This is a genomic window from Aromatoleum diolicum, from assembly GCF_012910955.1.
GTDB lineage: Bacteria > Pseudomonadota > Gammaproteobacteria > Burkholderiales > Rhodocyclaceae > Aromatoleum > Aromatoleum diolicum.
Genome location: NZ_WTVQ01000011.1, coordinates 65,361 through 86,735 on the forward strand (window position 1 = coordinate 65,361; position 21,375 = coordinate 86,735).

The window sequence follows — 21,375 nt, forward strand, 5'->3', positions numbered from 1 at the left end:
CTGTATGCAAACCATCAACCGAGCCGCTCCTTCAGCCTGGACGCGGCTTCGCGCTGATCCGCAGAGCCTTCGCGCAATACTTCTTCGATCAATTCGCGGGCTCCCTCGGCATCTCCCATTTCCTCATATGCGCGCGCCAGTTCGAGCTTGGTATTGACCTCTTCCAATACATCGGAGTTGATCGCAATATTGCCGGCAGCCATTTCCGGCTCGGAAAGCTCCAACACATCGACTGCCGAAGCCTCACCAGACCCTGATGTGAGGGGCGGGAGCTCCGTTTCGGGCGTATCAAGATTCAGATCGATGCTGGACAAGTCCATCGGCGTCGGAGCAAGTGGGGCAGAAGCCGGCTCCCCGGTATCTTCGAGGTTAAAATCGAAATCGAGCAAGCTACTGTCGAACGATGTCTTCTCGAGGTCGCCTCCATCTGCATCTTCCGCAACAGGCGCTCCCTCCGTGCCCACAACCGTCGCATTTAGGTCAGCCTCGGAAAGCGCACTCCCTACCGCCGACGCATCGATTGCAGGAGCAAGATCAAATTCGAGCGCTTGCTCCGCGGACGCGAAATCAAACCCCTGCCCCACGACGGTGGCCTCCATTGGGTCCGCGACGCGGGGCGGCGAGATGGCTTCCTCTGCCGCCGATTGCCCCGTGAGTTCCCCGATATCCAAGCCCAGATCCAGCTCCGACTCAGACGAGCCTCCCGCGGGCACGCTGATACCCGGCAGCGTTACCCCGGCAGCCGGCGGGGCAACGTCACCGAGGTCCAGACCGGCATCGAGATCGAAATCCAGTGCATCCGAATCCACTTCCGGTAGCGCCTCGATCTCGACATCGACTGTGGGTGCCGCATCGTCAAGCCCTGCCACTGACTCGAGTTGTGGTGAAGTCGGCGATGGAGCCCCCGCTTCCGTGTTAAAGGACGTGACGAAATCAAGCCCCGACAGGGTCTCACCCGAAGCTTGCCGGGCCGACTCAGCATAGCCAATTGCTGTTGCTGCCGCAGCAACGCCAACCGCAGCAGCGGCCCCTTGAGGCTGCAGGGTGTCCGACGCACTTCCACGCCCCATCGCGGCGGAAGCCCGGTAGAGAGGATTATCCGGATCTATCCGGCGCCCCATCTCAGCTGCCTTTTCCCAATCCTGACCTTCGCCGCCCGTGCGCGAATAAAGATCCGTCGCGGTGGTTTCGAATGCCTTGAGATTCTTGCGCTGTGCGTAAATTTCAAGGAGCTTGAGATAGATCGCGGTGCGCGTCGAATCGTTTTTCAGCGCATCGAGAAGTATTTCCTCGGCTTGGGCATCACGACCATAGGCCATGTACACATCTGCCTCGGCAACCGGATCCACCCCCTCGTCGGTGTCGATAGCCGACAGGCCCGACTGACTGAAATCGGTATGAAGAACGCTGCTCTCACCCGTATTGACGCTCTGCCCACCAGTCGCGCCGAATACAGAATTGGTTTCAGGGGGAAATTCACTCGCCCTGTCATTCACCCCACGCATCCCCTGAGCATGATTGCGCCGTTGGCGAACCTTGAGCCCCGCATAGGCAAGAAGCAGAGCAAGGATTCCGCCACCGCCGGCCAGCATCATGGGATCATCAAGCAGGGATTGCACGAAGCTCGGTTCAGCAGCAGGTGGTGATGTCCTCGTGGGCGGCGTCGGCGCAGGCTTCGCAGGTTCAACGCTCGGCATTTCCTGGACAGGGACCGCGGGAGCTGGGCCTGCAGGCTGTGCTGGCGCGGATGCATCGGACGGCGTCGCAGGCGCCTCCGCAGGCGCGGGCGCCGCAGCCGCCTGAGCCGCCGTCCCGGCGGCTGCCTGCTGCTGTAACTGGGCGAGATTCTGGTTTCGCAGCGCAAGCAACTGTTGCATCTGTTGAATGCTCGCTTCCAGTGCCGCGAGACGGCTGTTGGCTTCCTCGAGAGCCTTGTCGCGCGCAACCAGTTCTTCCTCAAGGGCTTGCAGGCGCGCCAAGCGTGTGCTGTCCGAGTTCCGGCTTTCGGCCGATTCAGTCGGCGCACCCGAAACCCTTACCTGATCGCCACTTCCGGTACGCGCCGGCTCACTGACCTTCGGCACGATCGCGCCGGCATCGCTACGGGATGGAGTCTGATCGGCCGCGGCCGGGCGTGACGCCACCGTACCGGCGAGCTTTCTACGATACGCGTTAAAGTCCGCTGACTGTGCCTGCACTTCGCGCCGCGCTTGAACCGGATCGATGGCGCGCACTGCAATTTCGTCGGGCACGGCGACAATTGCACCCGCGCGCAGCCTATTGATATTTTGCCCGTCGAAAGCCGTCGGATTCTCGCGAAACAGCGCAATCAGCATCTGATCCAGACTAGCCCCTTCGGGTCGGTTTGCCTCGGCGATGCGACGCAGGGTGTCACCCTTCTGTATTTCGTAACGGTCAGTTCCTGACGATCCCGCAGGCGCCGCTCTTCGAGTCGGTGCCGCTACTGAGGCGGCAGACGGGGAAGATACTGGCGCGGCACTGCGGCTCACGGTCGGTGCGGGAGCGCCGACCGGTACCGGGTCAAGCAGGAATGTGTATTCGCGCAGAAGGCGCCCAGCTGCCCAGTTAAGCTCGATCAGCAAGTCGACAAAGGGTTCGTTGAACGGACGTTCACTAGCGATCTTCACCACTGAGCGGCTGCCACGACGCTCAACAGAGAACCGCAGTGCGGTCATCGCCGACGTATATTGAAGGCTGGCCTGCTTGAACGCCTCGGGGGGCGCGACTCGCGCCGACAACGACTGCAGCTCCTCGCTGCTCGCATTGAGTTCGACCTCAGCCCGGAGCGGCTGCCCGATGCCACTGAAAACATGGATCGAACCGAGTCCGGCGGCGTGGCTACCGAGAGGGAGCATGGCGATCGCGGTAGCAATCAGGGAGGCCTTGATCGATGTTTTCATAGCTGTCATATCATCCGCACCCTAGCGTGGGCACCAAACTACGTGGACCATGGACGTCGCGGAGCGCGCCGAGCATCCGTTATGCCCCGGCAATCTAGCATTTTGTTTAAATTCGCGCAGCAATTCTTTAATTGCCAAAGCATTTTTCTGGCGAACACCCCGCCAGATAAGCGGGGACCGAATGCGCGATTGTGCTGCGGTAAAGCCAGGGGTAGCGTATCTACCTATCATCCCCTGACTTCCCGCGCTCAGCGATCGAGCAGAATACGCAGCATCCGGCGCAACGGCTCGGCGGCACCCCACAACAGCTGGTCGCCGACGGTGAAGGCGCCAAGGTACTCAGGCCCCATCGCCATCTTGTGTAGACGCCCGACAGGAACGGTCAGCGTGCCCGTCACGGCCGTGGGAGTCAGCTCGCGCTCGCTGATCTCGCGCTGGTTCGGCACAACCTTCACCCAGTCATTTGCCTTGGCGATGATATCGCTGACCTCATCGAGCGGCACGTCCTTGCGCAGCTTGATCGTCAGACCCTGCGAATGGCAACGCATCGCGCCGATGCGCACGCACAGTCCGTCGATGGGAATGCTTCCCGCGCTGCGGAATGCCGGCCGCCCGAGAATCTTGTTGCATTCGGCGCCGCCCTTCCACTCCTCCTTGGACTGTCCGTTATCCACAGGAATATCGATCCAAGGAATCAGGCTACCGGCCAGCGGCACGCCACGGAAATTCTTTACCGGGAAGTCAGCCGAACGCATGGCCTCGGCAACCTTGCGATCGATATCGAGAATCGCCGACGCCGGATCCGCAAGTTCTGCCTTGACGGTATCGTGGAGCACGCCCATCTGACTGAGTAATTCGCGCATGTTCTGCGCGCCCGCGCCCGACGCCGCCTGGTAGGTCATCGCCGATACCCACTCGACGAGGTCCTGCTTGAACAAGCCCCCCAGCCCCATCAGCATCAGCGATACGGTGCAATTGCCGCCAATCCAGTCGCGCCCACCCTTGACGAGCGCATCCTTGATGACGTTCATGTTCACCGGATCAAGGACGATGACCGCGTTGTTTTCCATGCGCAGCGCGCTGGCCGCATCGATCCAGTGCCCCGTCCACCCCGCCGCCCGCAACTGCGGATAGACGGCCTTGGTGTAATCACCCCCCTGGCACGTGATAACGATGTCCATCTGCCTGATCATGTCGACGTTCGAGGCGTCCTGCAGTGGCAGCGAAGCTTCCTTGCCTCCGAAAACCGGCGCCTTGCCACCGGCCGCGGAGGTCGAGAAGTACACCGGCTCGATATGGGCAAAATCGCCCTCTTCCACCATGCGTTGCATCAACACGGAGCCAACCATGCCACGCCAACCGACCAGACCTACCTTGTTCATTTGCTTCACCTCGAATTGCCAGAAATCTCAGAGCGCAGCCAACACGGCATCGCCCATTTGCTTGGTTCCCACCTTCGTCGCACCCGGCTCGAAAATATCACCGGTGCGGTAGCCTTGCGCGAGCACCTTCTTTACCGCGTCCTCGATGCGCGACGCCGCGTCCTCGCGATTGAACGTATAGCGCAACATCATCGCCGCAGACAGGATGGTCGCGAGCGGATTCGCTACGCCCTTGCCCGCGATGTCGGGCGCTGAACCGTGCGAGGGCTCGTAAAGCCCCTTGTTGTTCGCATCCAGCGACGCCGACGGCAGCATGCCGATCGAGCCCGTGAGCATTGAGGCTTCGTCCGAGAGGATGTCACCGAACATATTGCCCGTCACCATCACGTCAAACTGCTTGGGGGCGCGCACGAGCTGCATGGCAGCGTTGTCGACGAGCATGTGACTAAGCTCGACGTCCGGGTATTCCGGGGCAAGCTCGGTCATCACATCGCGCCACAGCTGGGTGGTTTCAAGAACGTTCATTTTGTCGACGGAACACAGACGCTTGTTGCGCTTGCGTGCGGCCTCAAACGCGACACGGCCGATACGGCGTATCTCCGACTCGGTGTAGTGCATCGTATTGAAGCCGTAACGCTCGCCGTTACGGTTTTCGATGCCGCGCGGCTGACCGAAATAGATGTCGCCAGTGAGTTCACGCACGATCAGGATGTCCAGACCGGCAACGATCTCCGGCTTCAGCGTCGACGCATTAGCGAGTTCGGGATACAGGATCGCCGGACGCAGATTTGCAAACAGGCCTAGGTCCTTGCGAATACCGAGCAAGCCGCGCTCCGGACGTTGCTCGCGCGGCAGACTGTCCCACTTCGGGCCACCGACAGCTCCCAGCAGCACGGCGTCGGCTGCGCGGGCAAGCTTGCGAGTCGCTTCCGGATACGGATCGCCGCTCGCATCGACGGCGGCACCACCCAGCAATGCCTCTTCGAGTTCAAACTTCAGGTCCAGCGCCTGAAGAACGCGGACAGCCTCGGCCATGATTTCCGGACCGATTCCATCGCCCGGCAGAACGCAAATTTTCATCAACAACGTCTCCTGGGGTGCCCGAGCGAAACCACTCAAGCGAAGTAATAGGGGTGGTCGGCTTGGCGCTTCTGTTCGAAGGCACGAATTTTCTCGGCGTGGCGCAGCGTCAGGCCGATATCGTCCCATCCGTTGAGCAGGCACTCCTTGCGGAACGAATCGACTTCGAACGGGATTACCTTACCATCCGGTCGGGTGATGGTTTGCGCGGCAAGATCGACCGTCAGCCGATACGCCTCGGTCGCCCCGCACTGGCGAAACAGCTCGTCAACTTCCTGCTGCGCCAGCACGATTGGCAACAGCCCGTTCTTGAAACAGTTATTGAAGAAGATGTCGGCGAAGCTCGAACCGATCAGCACGCGGAAACCAAAATCCTCCAGCGCCCACGGCGCATGCTCGCGCGAACTTCCGCAACCGAAGTTGTCGCGCGTCAACAGGATCTGAGCCCCCTGATAGCGCGGCTGATTGAGGACGAAATCCGGGTTTTTCGGCCGGTTGGCGCAATCCTGGCCCGGTTCGCCGTGGTCCAGATAGCGCCACTCGTCAAACAGGTTGGGACCGAAGCCGCTGCGCTTGATCGACTTCAGGAATTGCTTCGGAATAATTGCGTCAGTATCGACATTCGCCCGGTCGAGCGGCGCGACCCGCCCATCAAGTACGGAAAATGGATTCATTCTTTCACTACCCCTCGGATGGCTCCGCCATTCCTATCAATATCTTCTCTCGGTGCCCGCGCCAAAACTGAGAGCGGACAACAGTCAGATCAGTTCGCGCACATCCACGAAGTGTCCCGTGACGGCAGCCGCCGCCGCCATCGCCGGGCTTACAAGATGCGTACGCCCACCCGCACCTTGGCGCCCCTCGAAGTTGCGGTTCGATGTCGACGCACAATGTTCGCCCGGCTCCAGCCGATCGGCATTCATCGCCAGACACATCGAGCACCCTGGCTCGCGCCATTCAAAGCCGGCGGCGAGAAAGATTTCGTGCAAGCCTTCAGCTTCGGCCTGACGCTTGACCAGTCCCGAGCCGGGAACCACGAGCACACGCTTGATGCTGGGCGCCTTCGTTCTGCCCTTCACCACCACAGCTGCTTCACGCAAATCCTCGATGCGGGAATTGGTACAGGATCCGATAAAGACCTGATCCACCGGAATCTCGCTGATCGGCGTGTTGGGTGCCAATCCCATGTACTTGAGCGCACGTTCGATGCCTTCGCGCTTGACCGGATCGCTCACTGCTGCAGGATCGGGCACACGCCCCGAGACCATCTCCACCATTTCCGGGGAGGTTCCCCAGGTGACCTGCGGCTGGATATCGACCGCATTCAGCTCGACGACCTTGTCGAAACGTGCGCCGTCGTCAGACTTCAGCGTCTGCCAGTATTGCACCGCTCGGTTCCATACGTCGCCTTTCGGGGCGAAGGGCTTGTCGCGCAGATAATCGATAGTGCGGTCATCTACGGATACGAGGCCGGCCCGCGCACCCGCCTCGATCGCCATATTGCACAGCGTCATGCGCCCTTCCATGGAGAGGGCACGGATCGTGCTGCCGCCGAACTCGATCGCATAGCCCGTGCCACCGGCCGTACCGATGCGGCCAATCACAGCCAGTGCAATGTCCTTCGCGGATATGCATCGCCCGAGCGCACCATCGACTCGGACGAGCATGGTTTTCGACTTCTTCTGCAACAGACACTGCGTGGCGAGCACGTGCTCGACTTCGGAGGTCCCGATACCATGCGCGAGACAGGCGAACGCCCCGTGCGTCGAGGTGTGCGAATCGCCACACACGACGGTCATACCAGGCAGGGTCACACCGTTCTCGGGCCCAATCACATGAATGATGCCCTGACGCGCGTCCTTGAACGGGAAATACGCCAGCGCCCCCACTTCGCGGATGTTCGTATCCAGCGTTTCAACCTGTTGACGTGATACCGGGTCGAGGATCCCCTGTTCCCAGTGATCGGTCGGCGTGTTGTGATCCGCAGTTGCGACAATTGAACTGACCCGCCACGGCTTACGACCAGCGAGCTTCAGCCCCTCGAAGGCCTGCGGACTCGTCACCTCATGCACAAGGTGACGGTCGATGTAAATGAGCGCAGTGCCGTCGGCTTCCTGATGCACGACGTGACTGGACCACAGCTTTTCGTACAGCGTCTGGGTTTCCATCCAATAGATTCCGCGGAAAGAAAAGGTTTTGATTATTTCACACGCTTCGCCGACTGAATAGCGTGCGCCAACCGGGCTTTGCCAACGGGAATCAACGCCGCGCCTGTTCGAACAGCGGCATCACCCGTTCAGCGTACTCGCCCAGATCCTTGCGGCGACTGTCGTGCGCCGGATGGGTCGACAGCCACTGCGGTGGCCCGCCCGCTGAACGCCCGGCCATCTTGTCCCAAAGGCGCACCGCGGCTCGCGGATCGTAACCCGCCCGCGCAGCCAGTTCGACACCAATACGGTCTGCTTCGGTTTCATGCAGGCGCGAATTCGGAAGCTCGAAAGTCACTTTCCCAACCATGCTCATCAGATCCTGACCCAGTTCGCCGATCCCCAGCAGCGCGCCGGCTACGGACGCCCCCATGCTGGTCACCATCGCTTTCGAAACCTGTTCGCGCGAATGCTCGCGTAGCGCGTGGGCAATCTCGTGCCCCATTACCGCCGCAATCTCGTCGTCGGTGAGCCGCAACTGATCAATCAAGCCGGAATAGATCGCCATCTTGCCACCTGCCATACACCACGCATTGAGCTCGTCCGAACTGATCACATTGACCTCCCACTGCCACCGGCTTGCATCCTTGCGAAATGCTACTGATTGTGGGATCAGCCGGTTCGAGATCGCACGCACTCGGAAAAGCTGGGCGGCGTCACGATTGAGGGCACCCTTTTTGCGAGCCTCGGACAACACCTGCTGATATTGTTGGCCGGACGCCTGCTCAATCTCCTGTGAGGACACCATCATCATCTGGCTGCGATCCACACCCACCTCACCACCGCCAGTCGTCTGCACCGTCTGGCAAGCAGAAACGGCACTCAAGGCCACGACACCAAGAAGCAGCTTCGCGAATCGACGTTTCATGAGTCTTCTCCTGCAATCGTCACCTCGTGGCCAGGACGCCAGGCACGCAACAACCAGATCAGTCCAACCAAGGCAAATCCAGACCCAAGAGTATAGGTCCACGCGGGCCCGATGGACTCCCAGGTGAAACCGCTAAGCAAACCACCCAGCATGCCTCCGGCACCGAACGAAATGCTTCCGTAGAGCGCCTGTCCCCTGGACTGAAGCTTGCCCCTGAACCATTGGTTGATGGCTGCGATGGCCGCCGCATGGTAGGCACCGAAGGTCGCACCATGCAGCAACTGCGCAAACGACAACAGAGCCAATGATTCGACCCCCCAGCCAATCACGACGAAACGCAACACCGCACATGCGAAAGCGACCACCAGTATGCCGCGCATCGAATACCGCCGCAGAAGACGCGGCATGAACATGAACACAACGATTTCGGCAACGACCCCGAGAGCCCACATCCAGCCAACTACCGACTTGCCATAACCGTGATCGACCAGATAAATCGAATAGAAGACATATAGCGCACCATGTGCAGCCGACATGAAGAAACACGCCCCGAGCAACGCACGCACCTCCGGGCGACGCAAGATCTCTCGCAAACTTGCGCTTTCCCGGTGAGCAACAGGTCGCGCGGCCTCGGGCAAAGTCAACGCACACAGCACGATCCCGCCGAGCAACAGAGCGGTCATCCAGAGCACGGAGTCGAGCGGCAGATAATCCAGCACGTATCCGACACCGAGGACGGCGGCGATAAAACCTACCGAGCCCCAGACACGAATGCTGCCGTAACGACTCGCCTCGGTCGCCAGATGCGCAAAGGTCAGGCTCTCGACAAGCGGCAGGGCGGCGCTCCAGAAGAACGCCATCAGCGCCATCGCGAGGAACAGCCCATTGAAACGCGTGGTTATGAAGAACACCGCGAAGCCCGCGAGACTCGCCCACGCAGAAAGCCGAATGATCGTCAGACGTCGCCCGAAGTGCTCGGCAAGCCAGCCCCAAATATTCGGAGCCAGAACTCGCATCACCTGCATCAGCGACATCAGAATCGCAATGTCCGTCGCCGACAAGGAAATCGACTGCAAGTAAAGCGTGAAATACGGCGAAAAGGCGCCGACGAACGCAAAATAGAAGAAGTAATAGGCTGACAACCGCCAATAGGGGAGCACTACCACGCCTAATATCGGATCAATGCTGCACGGCGAACCACCACTGGGGCACACACGCGCTCTGACTCCTTGTTCGCGAGCAATCCGCTCAAGCCCCCGGAGCGGGCACCCGCTGCACGCCGTCAGGCGCGAGTCGGGCAATCCTCGGCGTTGCGGTAGTCACTTCAGCACACTGAGCGCGGTGACGCAGCGCGTAGTCCATCAGCACGATGGCCAACATTGCCTCGGCAACCGGCGTAGCCCGGATACCGACGCAAGGATCGTGACGCCCATGCGTATTCACGATCACTGCCTCGCCCTGCTTGTCGATCGATCGACGATCCAGGCGGATGCTGGACGTTGGTTTGATCGCGATGCTAACCAGGACATCCTGACCGCTGGAAATACCGCCGAGCACGCCCCCTGCGTTATTGGAGAGGTAACCCTCCGGCGTGATCTCGTCCGAATGCTCGGTGCCACGCTGCGCAACGCTCGCGAAGCCGGCACCGATCTCCACGCCCTTCACGGCATTGATGCTCATCATCGCGTAGGCGATATCGGCATCGAGGCGATCGTATACAGGTTCTCCCCAGCCTACCGGCACGCCGCTGGCGACGACATCGATGCGTGCACCGACGGAATCGCCAGACTTGCGCAACTCATCCATATACGCCTCGAGCTCGGAAACGAGCTTCGCATTTGGCGCAAAGAAGGGGTTGCAGCCGACCTCGTCCCAACTCTCGAACGGAATCTCGATGGGGCCGAGCTGGGACATGAAGCCGCGCACAACCACGCCATGGCGCTCATTCAGCCACTTGCGCGCGATGGCCCCGGCAGCGACACGCACCGCGGTCTCGCGCGCGGAAGAACGGCCTCCGCCACGATGATCACGGATGCCATATTTCTGCCAGTAGGCGTAATCCGCATGTCCCGGCCGGAAGGTCTCGGCGATGTTGCCGTAGTCGCGCGAGCGCTGGTCCTGATTACGGATCAGGAGCGCAATGGGCGTACCGGTCGTTAGGCCCTCGAACACGCCAGACAGAATCTCGACCTCATCCGGCTCGCGGCGCTGTGTCACATGACGCGAGGTACCGGGTTTGCGCCGGTCGAGTTCGGCCTGAATCTCTTCCACCGAAATAGCCAACCCCGGAGGACAGCCGTCCACAACACAACCGATTGCAGCACCGTGGGACTCGCCGAAGGAAGTGACACAAAAAAGCTTGCCAAGGGTATTACCGGACATCGGAATCTCGACTGAAAACGGGGGGCGGAGAAGGCCGGCGAGTTTAGCACAGCGGTCGGACGCCCCCACCGCCCCCTCTCGGCCACAGATCAGTGGAAGAATCTTTCCAGCCGATCAAACACTTCGTGTTCCGCGCCATGCCGACGGACCGACAGCACATCGACCAGCTTTTCAACCTGCAGCACCATCTGCTCCAATCGCTGGTCGTCGAATACCAGCAGCCAGATGCGGCTCTTGCTCGTGTCCGACATCGGCATACACAAGATGCCCTCGACGTTAAACGCACGGCGGGCAAATAGATTGCAGATGTGGCTCATCACCCCGGGGTGATTATTCACCTCCAGCTCCAGTACCACTTTCGCGAAACCAGACTGCTGCAGGGGTTCGGCAACCTGTTCGATCATGTTCAGCCTCCGATCATTTCGGTATTGGCCGCGCCCGGCGGCACCATGGGGAAAACGAACTCCTCGCGATTGATCGATACATGGATCAGACATGGGCCGGGAGTCTGCAGGGCCTGCGCTAGCGTCGCACGCGGATTGGCGGCGGCATCCAGGTCGACCGCCGCAATACCGAAGCCCTCGGCAATCTTCAGGAAATCCGGCTCGCCGCGGTACTTCGACGCAAACACCCGCTTCCCGTAAAACAGGCTCTGTTGCTGGTACACAAGCCCCAGTGAATTGTTGTTCATCAACACGATCTTGACGTTCAGCCCCTCCTCAGCGAGTGTAGCCAACTCCTGGATATTCATCTTGAAACTGCCATCGCCGGTGAAGCACACCACAGTGCGGTCTGGCGCCGCAAGTGCCGCCCCAAGCGCCACCGGAACACCGAAACCCATCGTTCCCAGCCCGCCCGAGGTCAGCCACTGGCGCGGGCGACGAAACGGAAAGGCCTGGGCGACCCACATCTGGTGCTGGCCCACATCGCTCGTAATAACCGCCTCATCATCCAGCGCCGCTGCCACCGCATGAACCAGGCCGTAATGCGTGCGCGGGTCATCGCGACCCGGCATCTGCATCGGAAACCGGCTCTTCAGGCTTTCCACATGCGACAACCAGCGCTTGCGCAACTTCACCTTGACGCGCGGCAGCAGCGCCTCCAATACCGCGGCGACATCACCGTTGATTGCCACATGCGCCGCCTTGATCTTGTGCAACTCGGAAGGATCGATGTCGATATGTATGATCTTCGCCTTCGGACAGAACTGCACCGCCTTGCCAATCGCGCGATCATCGAATCGCGCCCCCACGCAAATCAGCAGATCCGATTCCTCGAGCACGAAATTGGTGTATCGAGCGCCATGCATGCCTAGCATTCCGATCGACAATGGATGATCGATCGGCATCGCACCAAGGGCCATCAGCGTCATCGTTGTCGGCAGGCCCGCCTGCTCTGCGAGGGCAACCGCCTGCTGCGCAGCGCCGGAATGGACCACACCGCCACCAAGGTACAACGCCGGCCGCTCCGCGGCATCGATCATCCGTGCCGCCTCCTCGATCGCCGCCATATCCAGTGCAGGCGCAGCCGCCGACACAGCCGGCTCAGGAAAATCCTCGAAGCAGACCATCTGGTTCTGCACGTCTTTAGGCACATCCACCAGCACTGGCCCGGGACGACCGGATATCGCAATGTGGAACGCCTGCGGAATCACCTCCAGCAATTCGATCGCCGAACGTACAAGGAAATTGTGCTTGGTGATCGGCACGGTCATGCCGTAGATATCGACCTCCTGGAAGGCGTCGGTACCGATCATGGACAATGGCACCTGCCCGGTAATTGCCACCATCGGAATCGAATCCAGCCGCGCATCAGCGATAGCCGTCACAAGATTTGTCGCGCCAGGACCACTCGATGCGAAACACACCTCTGGTCGCCCCGACACCCGCGCCATGCCCTGCGCCATGAAGCCCGCACCCTGCTCATGACGCGCGAGCACGTGCCGAATCGACTCGCTGCCCGACAGCGCATCATACAGGGGCAGGATCGCCCCCCCGGGAATCCCGGCGATGGTACGAATACCCTGCCGTTCAAGCAGGCGCACGATCAATTCGGCGCCAGTCATCTGCATCATGTTCTGCTCCTTCGGTTCGAAGTCGGGCATCAAAACCGGCGGCGCAAAAACAAAACCCCCGCCGGGCTTGCGCGCCGGCGGGGGTTGGATTCAGTTACCTGCCTGTTTTGTCCTTGCCCTTAAGACGCGCGACTGCCTACGCTTACTACTACGCGTACCGGCTGTACTACGACGAGAGCGAGAACCGGATGCTTCATGTCATCACAAGCAAAATTCAACGTTTTCATTTTAATCACGATTCAAGAGAAAACACAAGCCTGCTATGCGAGCTCAGGCCTGACCATCCCGCAGCAGGCGTCGCAGGATCTTGCCAACATTGGTCTTCGGCAGCTCCTCACGAAACTCGACAAGATGTGGCACCTTGTACGCCGTCAAACTTGCACGGCAGTGAGCGATCAGGTCGTCCTTCGTTAATGACGGATCCTTGCGCACCACAAACACCTTCACCGCCTCGCCGGTGCGTTCGTCGGGAACACCGACCGCCGCCACTTCCAACACACCCGGATGGCTCGCAATGACATCCTCGACTTCATTGGGAAAGACATTGAAGCCGGATACCAGGATCATGTCCTTCTTGCGATCGACAATTCGCACAAAGCCTTTATCGTCGATCGTTGCGACGTCGCCGGTGCGCAGGAATCGATCCGTGGTAAAGGCATTGACCGTTTCTTCCGGTCTTTGCCAGTATTCGCGCATCACCTGCGGGCCACGTACACACAACTCACCCGCCTGCCCCAGGGGCACTTCGGTGCCATCGTCCCCACGAATGCTGATCTCCGTCGACGAGATCGGCAAACCAATCGAGTGATTGAACTGCGACAGGTCAAGGGGATTGATCGTCACCGCAGGCGACGTTTCGGTCAGACCATACGCCTCAATGAGCGGCCGACCGGTCACACGCCGCCACTTTTCAGCGACTACCTGCTGAACGGCCATGCCGCCGCCCAGAGCGATATGCAGCTGCGAAAAATCCAGCTTGGCAAAATCCGGATTATTGAGCAGCGCGTTGAAGAGCGTATTAACGCCCGTGATGGCCGTAAATTTGTACTTCGCCAGTTCCTTCACGAACCCGGGTATGTCGCGCGGGTTTGTGATCAGCACGTTAGTCGCGCCAATCTTGAAAAACGTCAGGCAATTCGCAGTTAGCGAAAAGATGTGGTATAGCGGCAAAGCCGTAATGATGACCTCTTCGCCCTCATGCAGAAATGGTTTTATCCACGCATGCGCTTGCTGCAGGTTGGCAACGATGTTGCCATGAGTCAGTACTGCCCCCTTGGCCACGCCCGTCGTACCGCCGGTGTATTGCAGGTACGCAATGTCGTCATGGCCGACATCGACGGGCTCAAATGCGTGTCGAGCCCCCGTTGCCAGCGCATCACAAAATCGCACATGCCCTGCAATATTCCATGGCGGCACCATCTTCTTGATCCGCCGCACCACAAAATTAACGATCAGACTCTTCGGAAACCCCAGCATCTCCCCGAGGCTTGTCACGACCACATTGCGCACCTTTACTTGCGGCAGTACCTGGGCCAGCGTGCACGCAAAATTCTCGACAATGACAATGGTGTCGGCGCCCGAATCCTTCAATTGATGCTCAAGCTCGCGCGCCGTATACAACGGATTGACGTTGACGACCGTATACCCCGCACGCAGCGCGCCAAACATGGCAATCGGGTACTGCAGCATGTTGGGCATCATCAGTGCGACGCGCGCACCTCGCGGGAGTTTCAGCGCCCCTTGCAGGTAGCCGGCAAACTGTGCGGACAAACGATCCAGCTCCGTATAGGTGATCGTCTTGCCCATGTTGATATAGGCCACGCGGTCACCGAACAGCCGCACCCCTTTGGCAAACAGGTCACCCAGCGAGGCGAACTCGTTGACGTCGATTTCCGCAGGAATTCCCGGGGGATAGCTCTTGAGCCAGATTTTTTCCACAGTGTCTCCTCCAACAGTTGGAAATTGCACCGGATGTTCAACTTCCGGCAAGGCCCTCCCGAGGCACGAACGGCGGTGCGCAAGCGCCGCCGTCTTCCAAACTGCACGTCTCCGGCCATAGCACGAAGACTGTTCTTGTGGTTTTCCGCGACGGCCCAGGCCGCCTCGGAACTTGCTGGACCGACGCGCCGTGCGCGCCTTCCTTCCTATTCTTGGCCCGGCTCTTGCGGCCAGTTTCGGATGTAATTCTTTAACATGCGGTTCTCGAAGCTCTGCTCCTCAAGCACCGCCTTTGCAACGTCATGAAACGACACGACGCCGAGGAGGGTGTGCCCATCCATGACTGGCAGATAGCGCTGGCGGTGATCGACCATCAGGCGACGAAGTTCGTCCATCTCCATATTCGGAGAGGCCACCATCGGACCCGACAGCATCGTTTCTTCGACTGTCATCCGTCCCCACTCGGCGCCCCCCTTGTGAACCGAGCGCAGAACCTCACGGAAAGTCAGCATGCCGACCATTTGCCCATGCGAAAAAACCACGAGCGAACCGACATCCTGCTCGGTCATGATATCGACTGCCTCGGCCAAGCTTTTGTTGGGTGCAATGGTGTAGAGCACCTTGCCCTTGATCGCAAGAATCTCGCTCACCAGCATGTCAGCCCCTTTACCATGTTCATATCAATTAACCATGCGCCATGTTAGCGTATCGACCATATCACAAAAAGCCGAGCCGCCGCTTGATGCGAAACCAATATCGAGCCATCGCATCGGTATCAATGCCCGGCGCCGCTCGCCCCCGTCATTTCTTCAACTCGCCCAGCTTGTCCTTGCGTTTCGCCCACTCGTCAGCATCCAGCAAAGCATCCTTGCGCTCGACAATCGGTTTCCACTGTGCCGCCAATTCGGCATTCAGCGCAATGAAATGGCGCTGCCCCTCGGGCACGTCGTCCTCGGCGTAGATCGCTTCGACGGGACACTCAGCCACGCACAGAGTGCAGTCGATACACTCGGCGGGATCGATAACCAAGAAATTCTCCCCCTCACGAAAGCAATCCACCGGACACACGTCAACACAGTCGGTGTACTTGCAGCGAATACACGATTCGGTCACAACGTAAGTCATTTTCTCAACTCCAGTTAGCCCGGCCAAGGGCGCACAATCGGGGTGCGCCCGCCTTTCCGACAATATAGCCGAGACCCTCCCCGTTTTGTCACATGAACGGACAAACCCGTACGCCCAGCCAATACGGCGCAGGAGAATATCTTGACGTGCGCGGCAGCTTGGCATAACTTTTCGGAAACGTTCAGAAGCGGCGGAACCTATCCGCCCTTTCCCAGAGGGCCAGACCGGCCCGACTCCCAATCCGAACAAGCAGCACGACCCTTGATGCGAGGAACCATGAGCGAGCATATCCATTACGTCACCGACGGCAACTTTGAGTCTGAGGTACTGCAGGCGCAAACTCCCGTGCTGGTCGATTACTGGGCCGAATGGTGCGGTCCGTGCAAGATGATTGCCCCTATCCTTGACGACGTCGCGAAAGAGTACGCGGGCAAGCTCAAAGTCGCCAAGCTCAACATCGACGAGAACCAGGAAACCCCTGCCAAGTTCGGCATCCGAGGCATCCCGACCCTTATGCTTTTCAAGGGCGGCAACGTCGAAGCAACCAAGGTTGGTGCGCTCTCGAAGTCGCAACTCACTGCATTCATTGACAGCAATCTCTGACCGGGGCTAAAGTCCCGTTTCAAATTGCGCGGCGCCCCCCGCTTTCAAAGCCGGCCTTCCGGCGCCGCCGCAACATCTTCCGCAGCCACTCCGCTTTTTCCCTCCATTGGTTTCATCCACCTGCGCCCTGTCGCGCCCTCTCGCCATGCAATTATCGGAGCTCAAGTCTCTCCACGTCAGCCAGCTGCTGGAAATGGCCATCGAAAACGAAATCGATGGCGCCAACCGCTTGCGCAAGCAGGAACTGGTCTTCGCCCTGCTTAAGAACCGGGCCAAAAAGGGTGAGCCGATCTATGGTGATGGCGCACTCGAAGTCCTGCCCGACGGCTTCGGCTTCCTGCGCTCGCCCGATATCTCCTACCTGGCGGGAACTGACGACATCTACGTCTCACCGTCACAGATTCGACGCTTCAACCTGCACACAGGCGACACCATCGAGGGTGAAATCCGCACTCCGAAGGACGGCGAACGCTATTTCGCGTTGGTGAAACTCGACAAGATCAACGGCCAGGCGCCCGAAGCCTGCAAACACAAGATTCTGTTCGAGAACCTCACTCCGCTGCACCCGAATGAGTGCTTGAAACTTGAGCGTGACATCCGTGGCGAGGAAAACATCACCAGCCGGATCATCGACATGATCGCGCCGATCGGCAAAGGACAGCGCGGACTGCTGGTGGCGCCGCCGAAAAGCGGCAAGACGGTCATGCTCCAGCACATTGCGCATGCAATCTCGGCAAACCATCCGGACGTCGTCCTCATCGTCCTGCTGATCGACGAACGCCCCGAAGAAGTGACCGAAATGCAGCGCTCGGTCAAGGGTGAGGTGGTGGCCTCTACTTTTGACGAACCAGCCTCGCGCCACGTGCAGGTCGCAGAGATGGTAATCGAGAAGGCCAAGAGGCTCACTGAACACAAGAAGGATGTCGTAATCCTGCTCGATTCGCTTACCCGCCTCGCGCGAGCCTACAATACCGTGGTCCCGGCTTCCGGCAAGGTGCTCACCGGCGGCGTGGACGCAAATGCGCTACAGAAGCCCAAGCGTTTCTTCGGCGCAGCGCGCAATATTGAAGAAGGAGGTTCGCTGACCATCATTGCGACAGCGCTGATCGACACCGGCAGCCGTATGGACGAGGTGATCTATGAGGAATTCAAGGGCACGGGCAACATGGAACTGCACCTCGACCGCCGCATGGCCGAGAAGCGCGTCTACCCGGCCATTAACGTCAATCGCTCGGGCACCCGGCGCGAAGAACTGCTGATGAAGCCGGACGTACTGCAGAAGGTGTGGGTGCTGCGCAAGCTCCTGTACGGCATGGATGACATTGATGCGATGGAATTCCTCATGGACAAGGTCAAGGCGACCAAGAGCAACGCGGAGTTCTTTGACGCTATGCGACGCGGTTGAACCGCATAACGTATCAAGAAAAACGCCACCCCTAGGGTGGCGTTTTTTGTTCCGGGGAATAGACGACATCCTTCAAGTTAGTCGCACCTTATTGATAGTCGAAGAAACCCTTACCGCTCTTACGCCCAAGATAGCCGGCTTCGACCATCTCCACGAGCAGCGGCGCTGGCCGATACTTCGGATCCTTGAACCCCTCGAACAGGACCTGCATCACCGCGAGCTCGACGTCGAGGCCGATCATGTCGCACAGCGCAAGCGGCCCAATAGGATGATTGCATCCGAGTTTCATCGCCTCGTCGATCTCTGCGGCGCTGGCCAACCCCTCACCAAGCGCGAAGATCGCTTCATTGATCATCGGACACAGCATGCGGTTCACGACAAAACCTGGACTGTTGCGTACCTGCACGGGCGTCTTGCCGACCGCCTTCGACACCGCCTCAACCGCGGCGTAGGTCGCATCCGAGGTCTGCAGCCCCCGAATGAGTTCAACGAGCGCCATCATGGGCACCGGGTTGAAAAAATGCATCCCGATAACCTTGTCCGCGCGCTTCGTGGACGCCGCAAGTTTGGTGATCGAAATCGACGATGTGTTGCTGGCAATCACGGCGTCGGCCTTGAGCACTGCGTCAAGTTGAGCAAAAATTTTCAATTTGAGCTCAAGATTTTCGGTTGCGGCCTCGATCACCAAATCGCAATTGGATAGCTTAGATACATCAGTCGTCGTGGTAACGCGTGCAAGCGCCTCGACCTTCTGCGCCGCGGTCATTTTTTCCTTCTTGATCAGACGGTCGAGGCTAGCCGTGAGGGCGGCGATACCTCGCTGCACTGCAGTCTCGGCCACGTCCATCATGACTACGTCAAATCCTGCCACCGCAAACGCCTGAGTGATGCCATTGCCCATCGTCCCGGCGCCAACAATCCCGATCTTCTTGAGACTCATCGCTATCCTCCCTCCTGTCGTGAATGAACACCCCGGTTGTCGCCGAATGCAACTCCATACCGAGGCGTATGGAATGCACTATATCGCAGTTTTGCATCGCGACGCCAGCAGCACAAAACACGACAAGGCAAAACAGTGGAACTCCAGTCGCGAAAGCGTTCGGAACCCTTCAACGACATGGGCGCGACGATCGAAGGAAATATGGACGAAAAAAATGGGAGCCTCACGGCTCCCATTTTTATTTTTTGGCGGAGTGGACGGGGCTCGAACCCGCGACCCCCGGCGTGACAGGCCGGTATTCTAACCAACTGAACTACCACTCCGCACTAACCTGCTACCGGTCTTGCCGACCGGAACACGAATCGTCTTTATGACGCCTCGCTACATCCTGGCGTCCCCACGGGGATTCGAACCCCGGTTATCGCCGTGAAAGGGCGGTGTCCTAGGCCTCTAGACGATGGGGACAACGTCTCACTTCTTCGGTTGGTGGAGGTAAGCGGGATCGAACCGCTGACCTCTTGCATGCCATGCAAGCGCTCTCCCAGCTGAGCTATACCCCCGACAGAGCTATGCATTTTAGCTTCTTACACTACCGACTGCAAGCACTTTCAACCACAACTACATCGTTACAGCATGCAGACAAGGATCTGCAATATTCTTGGCGGAGTGGACGGGGCTCGAACCCGCGACCCCCGGCGTGACAGGCCGGTATTCTAACCAACTGAACTACCACTCCGCACTAACCTGCTACCGGTCTTGCCGACCGGAACACGAATCGTCTTTATGACGCCTCGCTACATCCTGGCGTCCCCACGGGGATTCGAACCCCGGTTATCGCCGTGAAAGGGCGGTGTCCTAGGCCTCTAGACGATGGGGACCGCGTTTCTTTCGACTGGTGGAGGTAAGCGGGATCGAACCGCTGACCTCTTGCATGCCATGCAAGCGCTCTCCCAGCTGAGCTATACCCCCGACGGCGAAAGAGCGCGCATTATAGGGTGACACTTTCACACTGTAAACCCCGGATTCGCGATTTATCGCAATTCAGATTACTTTTCCCGGATTCATCAAGCCGCGCGGGTCGAAAGCCCCCTTCACCGCTCGCATCAGATCCATTTCAACATCAGACTTGTAGCGCATGCTCTCGACGCGCTTGAGCTGTCCGAGGCCATGCTCAGCCGAGATCGAGCCACCCAGCTCGGCAGTCAGATCATGCACGATGCGATTGACCTCGGCGGTACGGGCAATGAAGTCGGCGTTGTCCAGCGCGTTGGGCTTGGACAGATTGTAGTGAAGATTGCCGTCCCCAATGTGGCCGAAAGCGACGATTCGGACGTCCGGCCACATCATGGTCAACGCGGCGCGGGCACGTGTCAGGAATTCGGGAACGCGACTGACCGGAACCGAAATGTCGTGCTTGATGCTGAGCCCTTCGATTTTTTGCGCCTCGGAGATATTCTCACGCAGCCCCCACAAGGATTCGGCTTGGGCAACGCTGGTAGCGATTGCCGCATCGAGCACAACCCCTGACTCAAGCGCCGCGCCGATTGCGCCTTCAAGTGCGCTATCGAGGGCATCAGGATCACGCGTATCGGTCAATTCGAGCAGGACCATCCAGTCGTGAGCGCCCGCCAGCGGTGCGCGCGCACCGGGAATGTGATGCAGCACGAGTTCCAGCCCCGAGCGGGCGACCATCTCAAAGGCGCTGACGCGATCGCCACAGCTATCACGCAAGAGGCCGAGCAGGGCGACGGCGGCGTCCGGGCTGGGCACCGCAATCCAGGCGGTTGCGCGCGCACGGGGTTGAGGGAACAGCTTGAGCACGGCGGCCGTGACGACGCCGAGGGTGCCTTCCGCGCCAATGAAGAGTTGCTTCAGGTCGTAGCCGGTATTGTCCTTGCGCAGGGCGCGCAGCCCGTCCCACACCTGCCCATCGGGCAAGACCACCTCTAGCCCGAGGACCAATTCCCGCATGTTGCCATAACGCAGCACCTGAACCCCTCCGGCGTTGGTGGATACGTTGCCGCCGATCAGACAACTCCCTTCGGACGCCAGCGCCAAGGGGAACAGGCGATTCTCCGCCGCTGCCGCGTCCTGGACAGACGCAAGCGTACAACCAGCTTCGGCAATCAACGCATTGTTCGTAGCATCCACGGTCCGGATGCGATTCAGTCGCGACAAGTTAATAACGACCGAGCGCCCCTCGCTCAACGGCGTGGCGCCACCGCACAGCCCCGTATTGCCTCCTTGAGGCACCATTGCCACACCTGCGTCGGCGCAGGCGCGCACTACGGCTGCGACCTGCTGCGTATCCGCCGGCTTAACAACTGCAAGCGCCCTGCCGGTATATCGCGCGCGCCAGTCCGTCAGATACGGCGCCATCGACAACGAATCAATGAGTGTATGATGCGCGCCCACCGCTGCGCGCAAGACGTCGATCAAATCGCTCATAC

Annotated in this window: 17 protein-coding genes and 6 tRNA genes; 2 read left to right on the forward strand and 21 right to left on the reverse strand. The window is 59.5% G+C overall.

The genetic code is table 11. The features are described from left to right. Positions 1 to 14: 14 nt before the first annotated feature. From GPA25_RS08595 to fdxA, 13 genes are all read right to left on the reverse strand, one after another. Positions 15 to 2,921, reverse strand: a complete 2,907-nt coding sequence (locus GPA25_RS08595; RefSeq protein WP_169259965.1) for a motility hub landmark protein FimV — start codon at positions 2,919 to 2,921, stop codon at positions 15 to 17. Between the two features lie 248 nt (positions 2,922 to 3,169). Then, complete coding sequence (gene asd, locus GPA25_RS08600) at positions 3,170 to 4,303, reverse strand: aspartate-semialdehyde dehydrogenase (RefSeq protein ID WP_169259966.1); 1,134 nt, start codon at positions 4,301 to 4,303, stop codon at positions 3,170 to 3,172. A 27-nt stretch (positions 4,304 to 4,330) separates the two neighbouring features. Then, positions 4,331 to 5,383 carry a 3-isopropylmalate dehydrogenase gene (leuB, locus tag GPA25_RS08605; RefSeq protein ID WP_169259967.1) on the reverse strand — a complete coding sequence of 351 codons (1,053 nt, stop codon included), beginning with the start codon at positions 5,381 to 5,383 and terminating at the stop codon, positions 4,331 to 4,333. Between the two features lie 35 nt (positions 5,384 to 5,418). Then, positions 5,419 to 6,057 (reverse strand): 3-isopropylmalate dehydratase small subunit, encoded by a 639-nt coding sequence (gene leuD, locus GPA25_RS08610; protein ID WP_169259968.1) that lies wholly within the window; start codon positions 6,055 to 6,057, stop codon positions 5,419 to 5,421. Positions 6,058 to 6,141: 84 nt separating this feature from the next. After that, positions 6,142 to 7,551, reverse strand: coding sequence for a 3-isopropylmalate dehydratase large subunit (gene leuC, locus GPA25_RS08615; protein ID WP_169259969.1), 1,410 nt, complete (start codon positions 7,549 to 7,551; stop codon positions 6,142 to 6,144). 91 nt (positions 7,552 to 7,642) lie between these two features. After that, the gene (locus GPA25_RS08620) at positions 7,643 to 8,458 is read right to left on the reverse strand and encodes a M48 family metallopeptidase (RefSeq protein WP_169259970.1); all 816 of its coding nucleotides are present in this window, start codon (positions 8,456 to 8,458) and stop codon (positions 7,643 to 7,645) included. Then, positions 8,455 to 9,618 carry an MFS transporter gene (locus GPA25_RS08625; protein ID WP_169260015.1) on the reverse strand — a complete coding sequence of 388 codons (1,164 nt, stop codon included), beginning with the start codon at positions 9,616 to 9,618 and terminating at the stop codon, positions 8,455 to 8,457. The genes GPA25_RS08620 and GPA25_RS08625 overlap by 4 nt, the downstream gene beginning before the upstream one ends. Positions 9,619 to 9,706: 88 nt before the next feature. Then, entirely contained in the window at positions 9,707 to 10,840 is a 1,134-nt protein-coding gene (gene aroC, locus GPA25_RS08630) for a chorismate synthase (protein ID WP_169260016.1), read from the reverse strand. Between the two features lie 89 nt (positions 10,841 to 10,929). After that, positions 10,930 to 11,244 carry an acetolactate synthase small subunit gene (gene ilvN / locus GPA25_RS08635; RefSeq protein WP_169259971.1) on the reverse strand — a complete coding sequence of 105 codons (315 nt, stop codon included), beginning with the start codon at positions 11,242 to 11,244 and terminating at the stop codon, positions 10,930 to 10,932. A 2-nt stretch (positions 11,245 to 11,246) separates the two neighbouring features. Next, on the reverse strand, positions 11,247 to 12,914 hold the full coding sequence (gene ilvB, locus GPA25_RS08640; RefSeq protein ID WP_169259972.1) for an acetolactate synthase large subunit: 1,668 nt from the start codon (positions 12,912 to 12,914) through the stop codon (positions 11,247 to 11,249). A gap of 270 nt (positions 12,915 to 13,184) precedes the next feature. Then, entirely contained in the window at positions 13,185 to 14,852 is a 1,668-nt protein-coding gene (locus tag GPA25_RS08645) for a long-chain-fatty-acid--CoA ligase (protein WP_169259973.1), read from the reverse strand. A 206-nt stretch (positions 14,853 to 15,058) separates the two neighbouring features. Further along, on the reverse strand, positions 15,059 to 15,508 hold the full coding sequence (locus GPA25_RS08650; RefSeq protein WP_169259974.1) for a CBS domain-containing protein: 450 nt from the start codon (positions 15,506 to 15,508) through the stop codon (positions 15,059 to 15,061). A 145-nt stretch (positions 15,509 to 15,653) separates the two neighbouring features. Then, positions 15,654 to 15,977: a ferredoxin FdxA gene (gene fdxA, locus GPA25_RS08655; protein ID WP_169259975.1), complete on the reverse strand. Its 324-nt coding sequence runs from the start codon at positions 15,975 to 15,977 to the stop codon at positions 15,654 to 15,656. A 276-nt stretch (positions 15,978 to 16,253) separates the two neighbouring features. On the opposite strand from fdxA, the gene trxA reads away from it, so the two are divergent. Both trxA and rho read left to right on the forward strand, forming a co-directional pair. Then, entirely contained in the window at positions 16,254 to 16,580 is a 327-nt protein-coding gene (trxA, locus tag GPA25_RS08660) for a thioredoxin TrxA (protein WP_169259976.1), read from the forward strand. A gap of 145 nt (positions 16,581 to 16,725) precedes the next feature. Continuing rightward, the gene (gene rho, locus GPA25_RS08665) at positions 16,726 to 17,985 is read left to right on the forward strand and encodes a transcription termination factor Rho (protein ID WP_169259977.1); all 1,260 of its coding nucleotides are present in this window, start codon (positions 16,726 to 16,728) and stop codon (positions 17,983 to 17,985) included. A gap of 88 nt (positions 17,986 to 18,073) precedes the next feature. On the opposite strand, the gene GPA25_RS08670 is transcribed toward rho, so the two are convergent. From GPA25_RS08670 to GPA25_RS08705, 8 genes are all read right to left on the reverse strand, one after another. Beyond that, positions 18,074 to 18,925 carry a 3-hydroxybutyryl-CoA dehydrogenase gene (locus tag GPA25_RS08670; protein WP_169259978.1) on the reverse strand — a complete coding sequence of 284 codons (852 nt, stop codon included), beginning with the start codon at positions 18,923 to 18,925 and terminating at the stop codon, positions 18,074 to 18,076. Positions 18,926 to 19,171: 246 nt separating this feature from the next. Then, positions 19,172 to 19,248, reverse strand: a tRNA-Asp gene (locus tag GPA25_RS08675). A gap of 66 nt (positions 19,249 to 19,314) precedes the next feature. After that, a tRNA-Glu gene (locus GPA25_RS08680) sits at positions 19,315 to 19,390 on the reverse strand. A gap of 19 nt (positions 19,391 to 19,409) precedes the next feature. Beyond that, positions 19,410 to 19,485 (reverse strand) — tRNA-Ala (locus GPA25_RS08685). A 99-nt stretch (positions 19,486 to 19,584) separates the two neighbouring features. After that, positions 19,585 to 19,661 (reverse strand) — tRNA-Asp (locus GPA25_RS08690). 66 nt (positions 19,662 to 19,727) lie between these two features. Then, positions 19,728 to 19,803 (reverse strand) — tRNA-Glu (locus tag GPA25_RS08695). Between the two features lie 15 nt (positions 19,804 to 19,818). Next, a tRNA-Ala gene (locus GPA25_RS08700) sits at positions 19,819 to 19,894 on the reverse strand. 72 nt (positions 19,895 to 19,966) lie between these two features. Next, positions 19,967 to 21,373 (reverse strand): FAD-binding oxidoreductase, encoded by a 1,407-nt coding sequence (locus GPA25_RS08705; protein ID WP_169259979.1) that lies wholly within the window; start codon positions 21,371 to 21,373, stop codon positions 19,967 to 19,969. Positions 21,374 to 21,375: the final 2 nt, after the last annotated feature.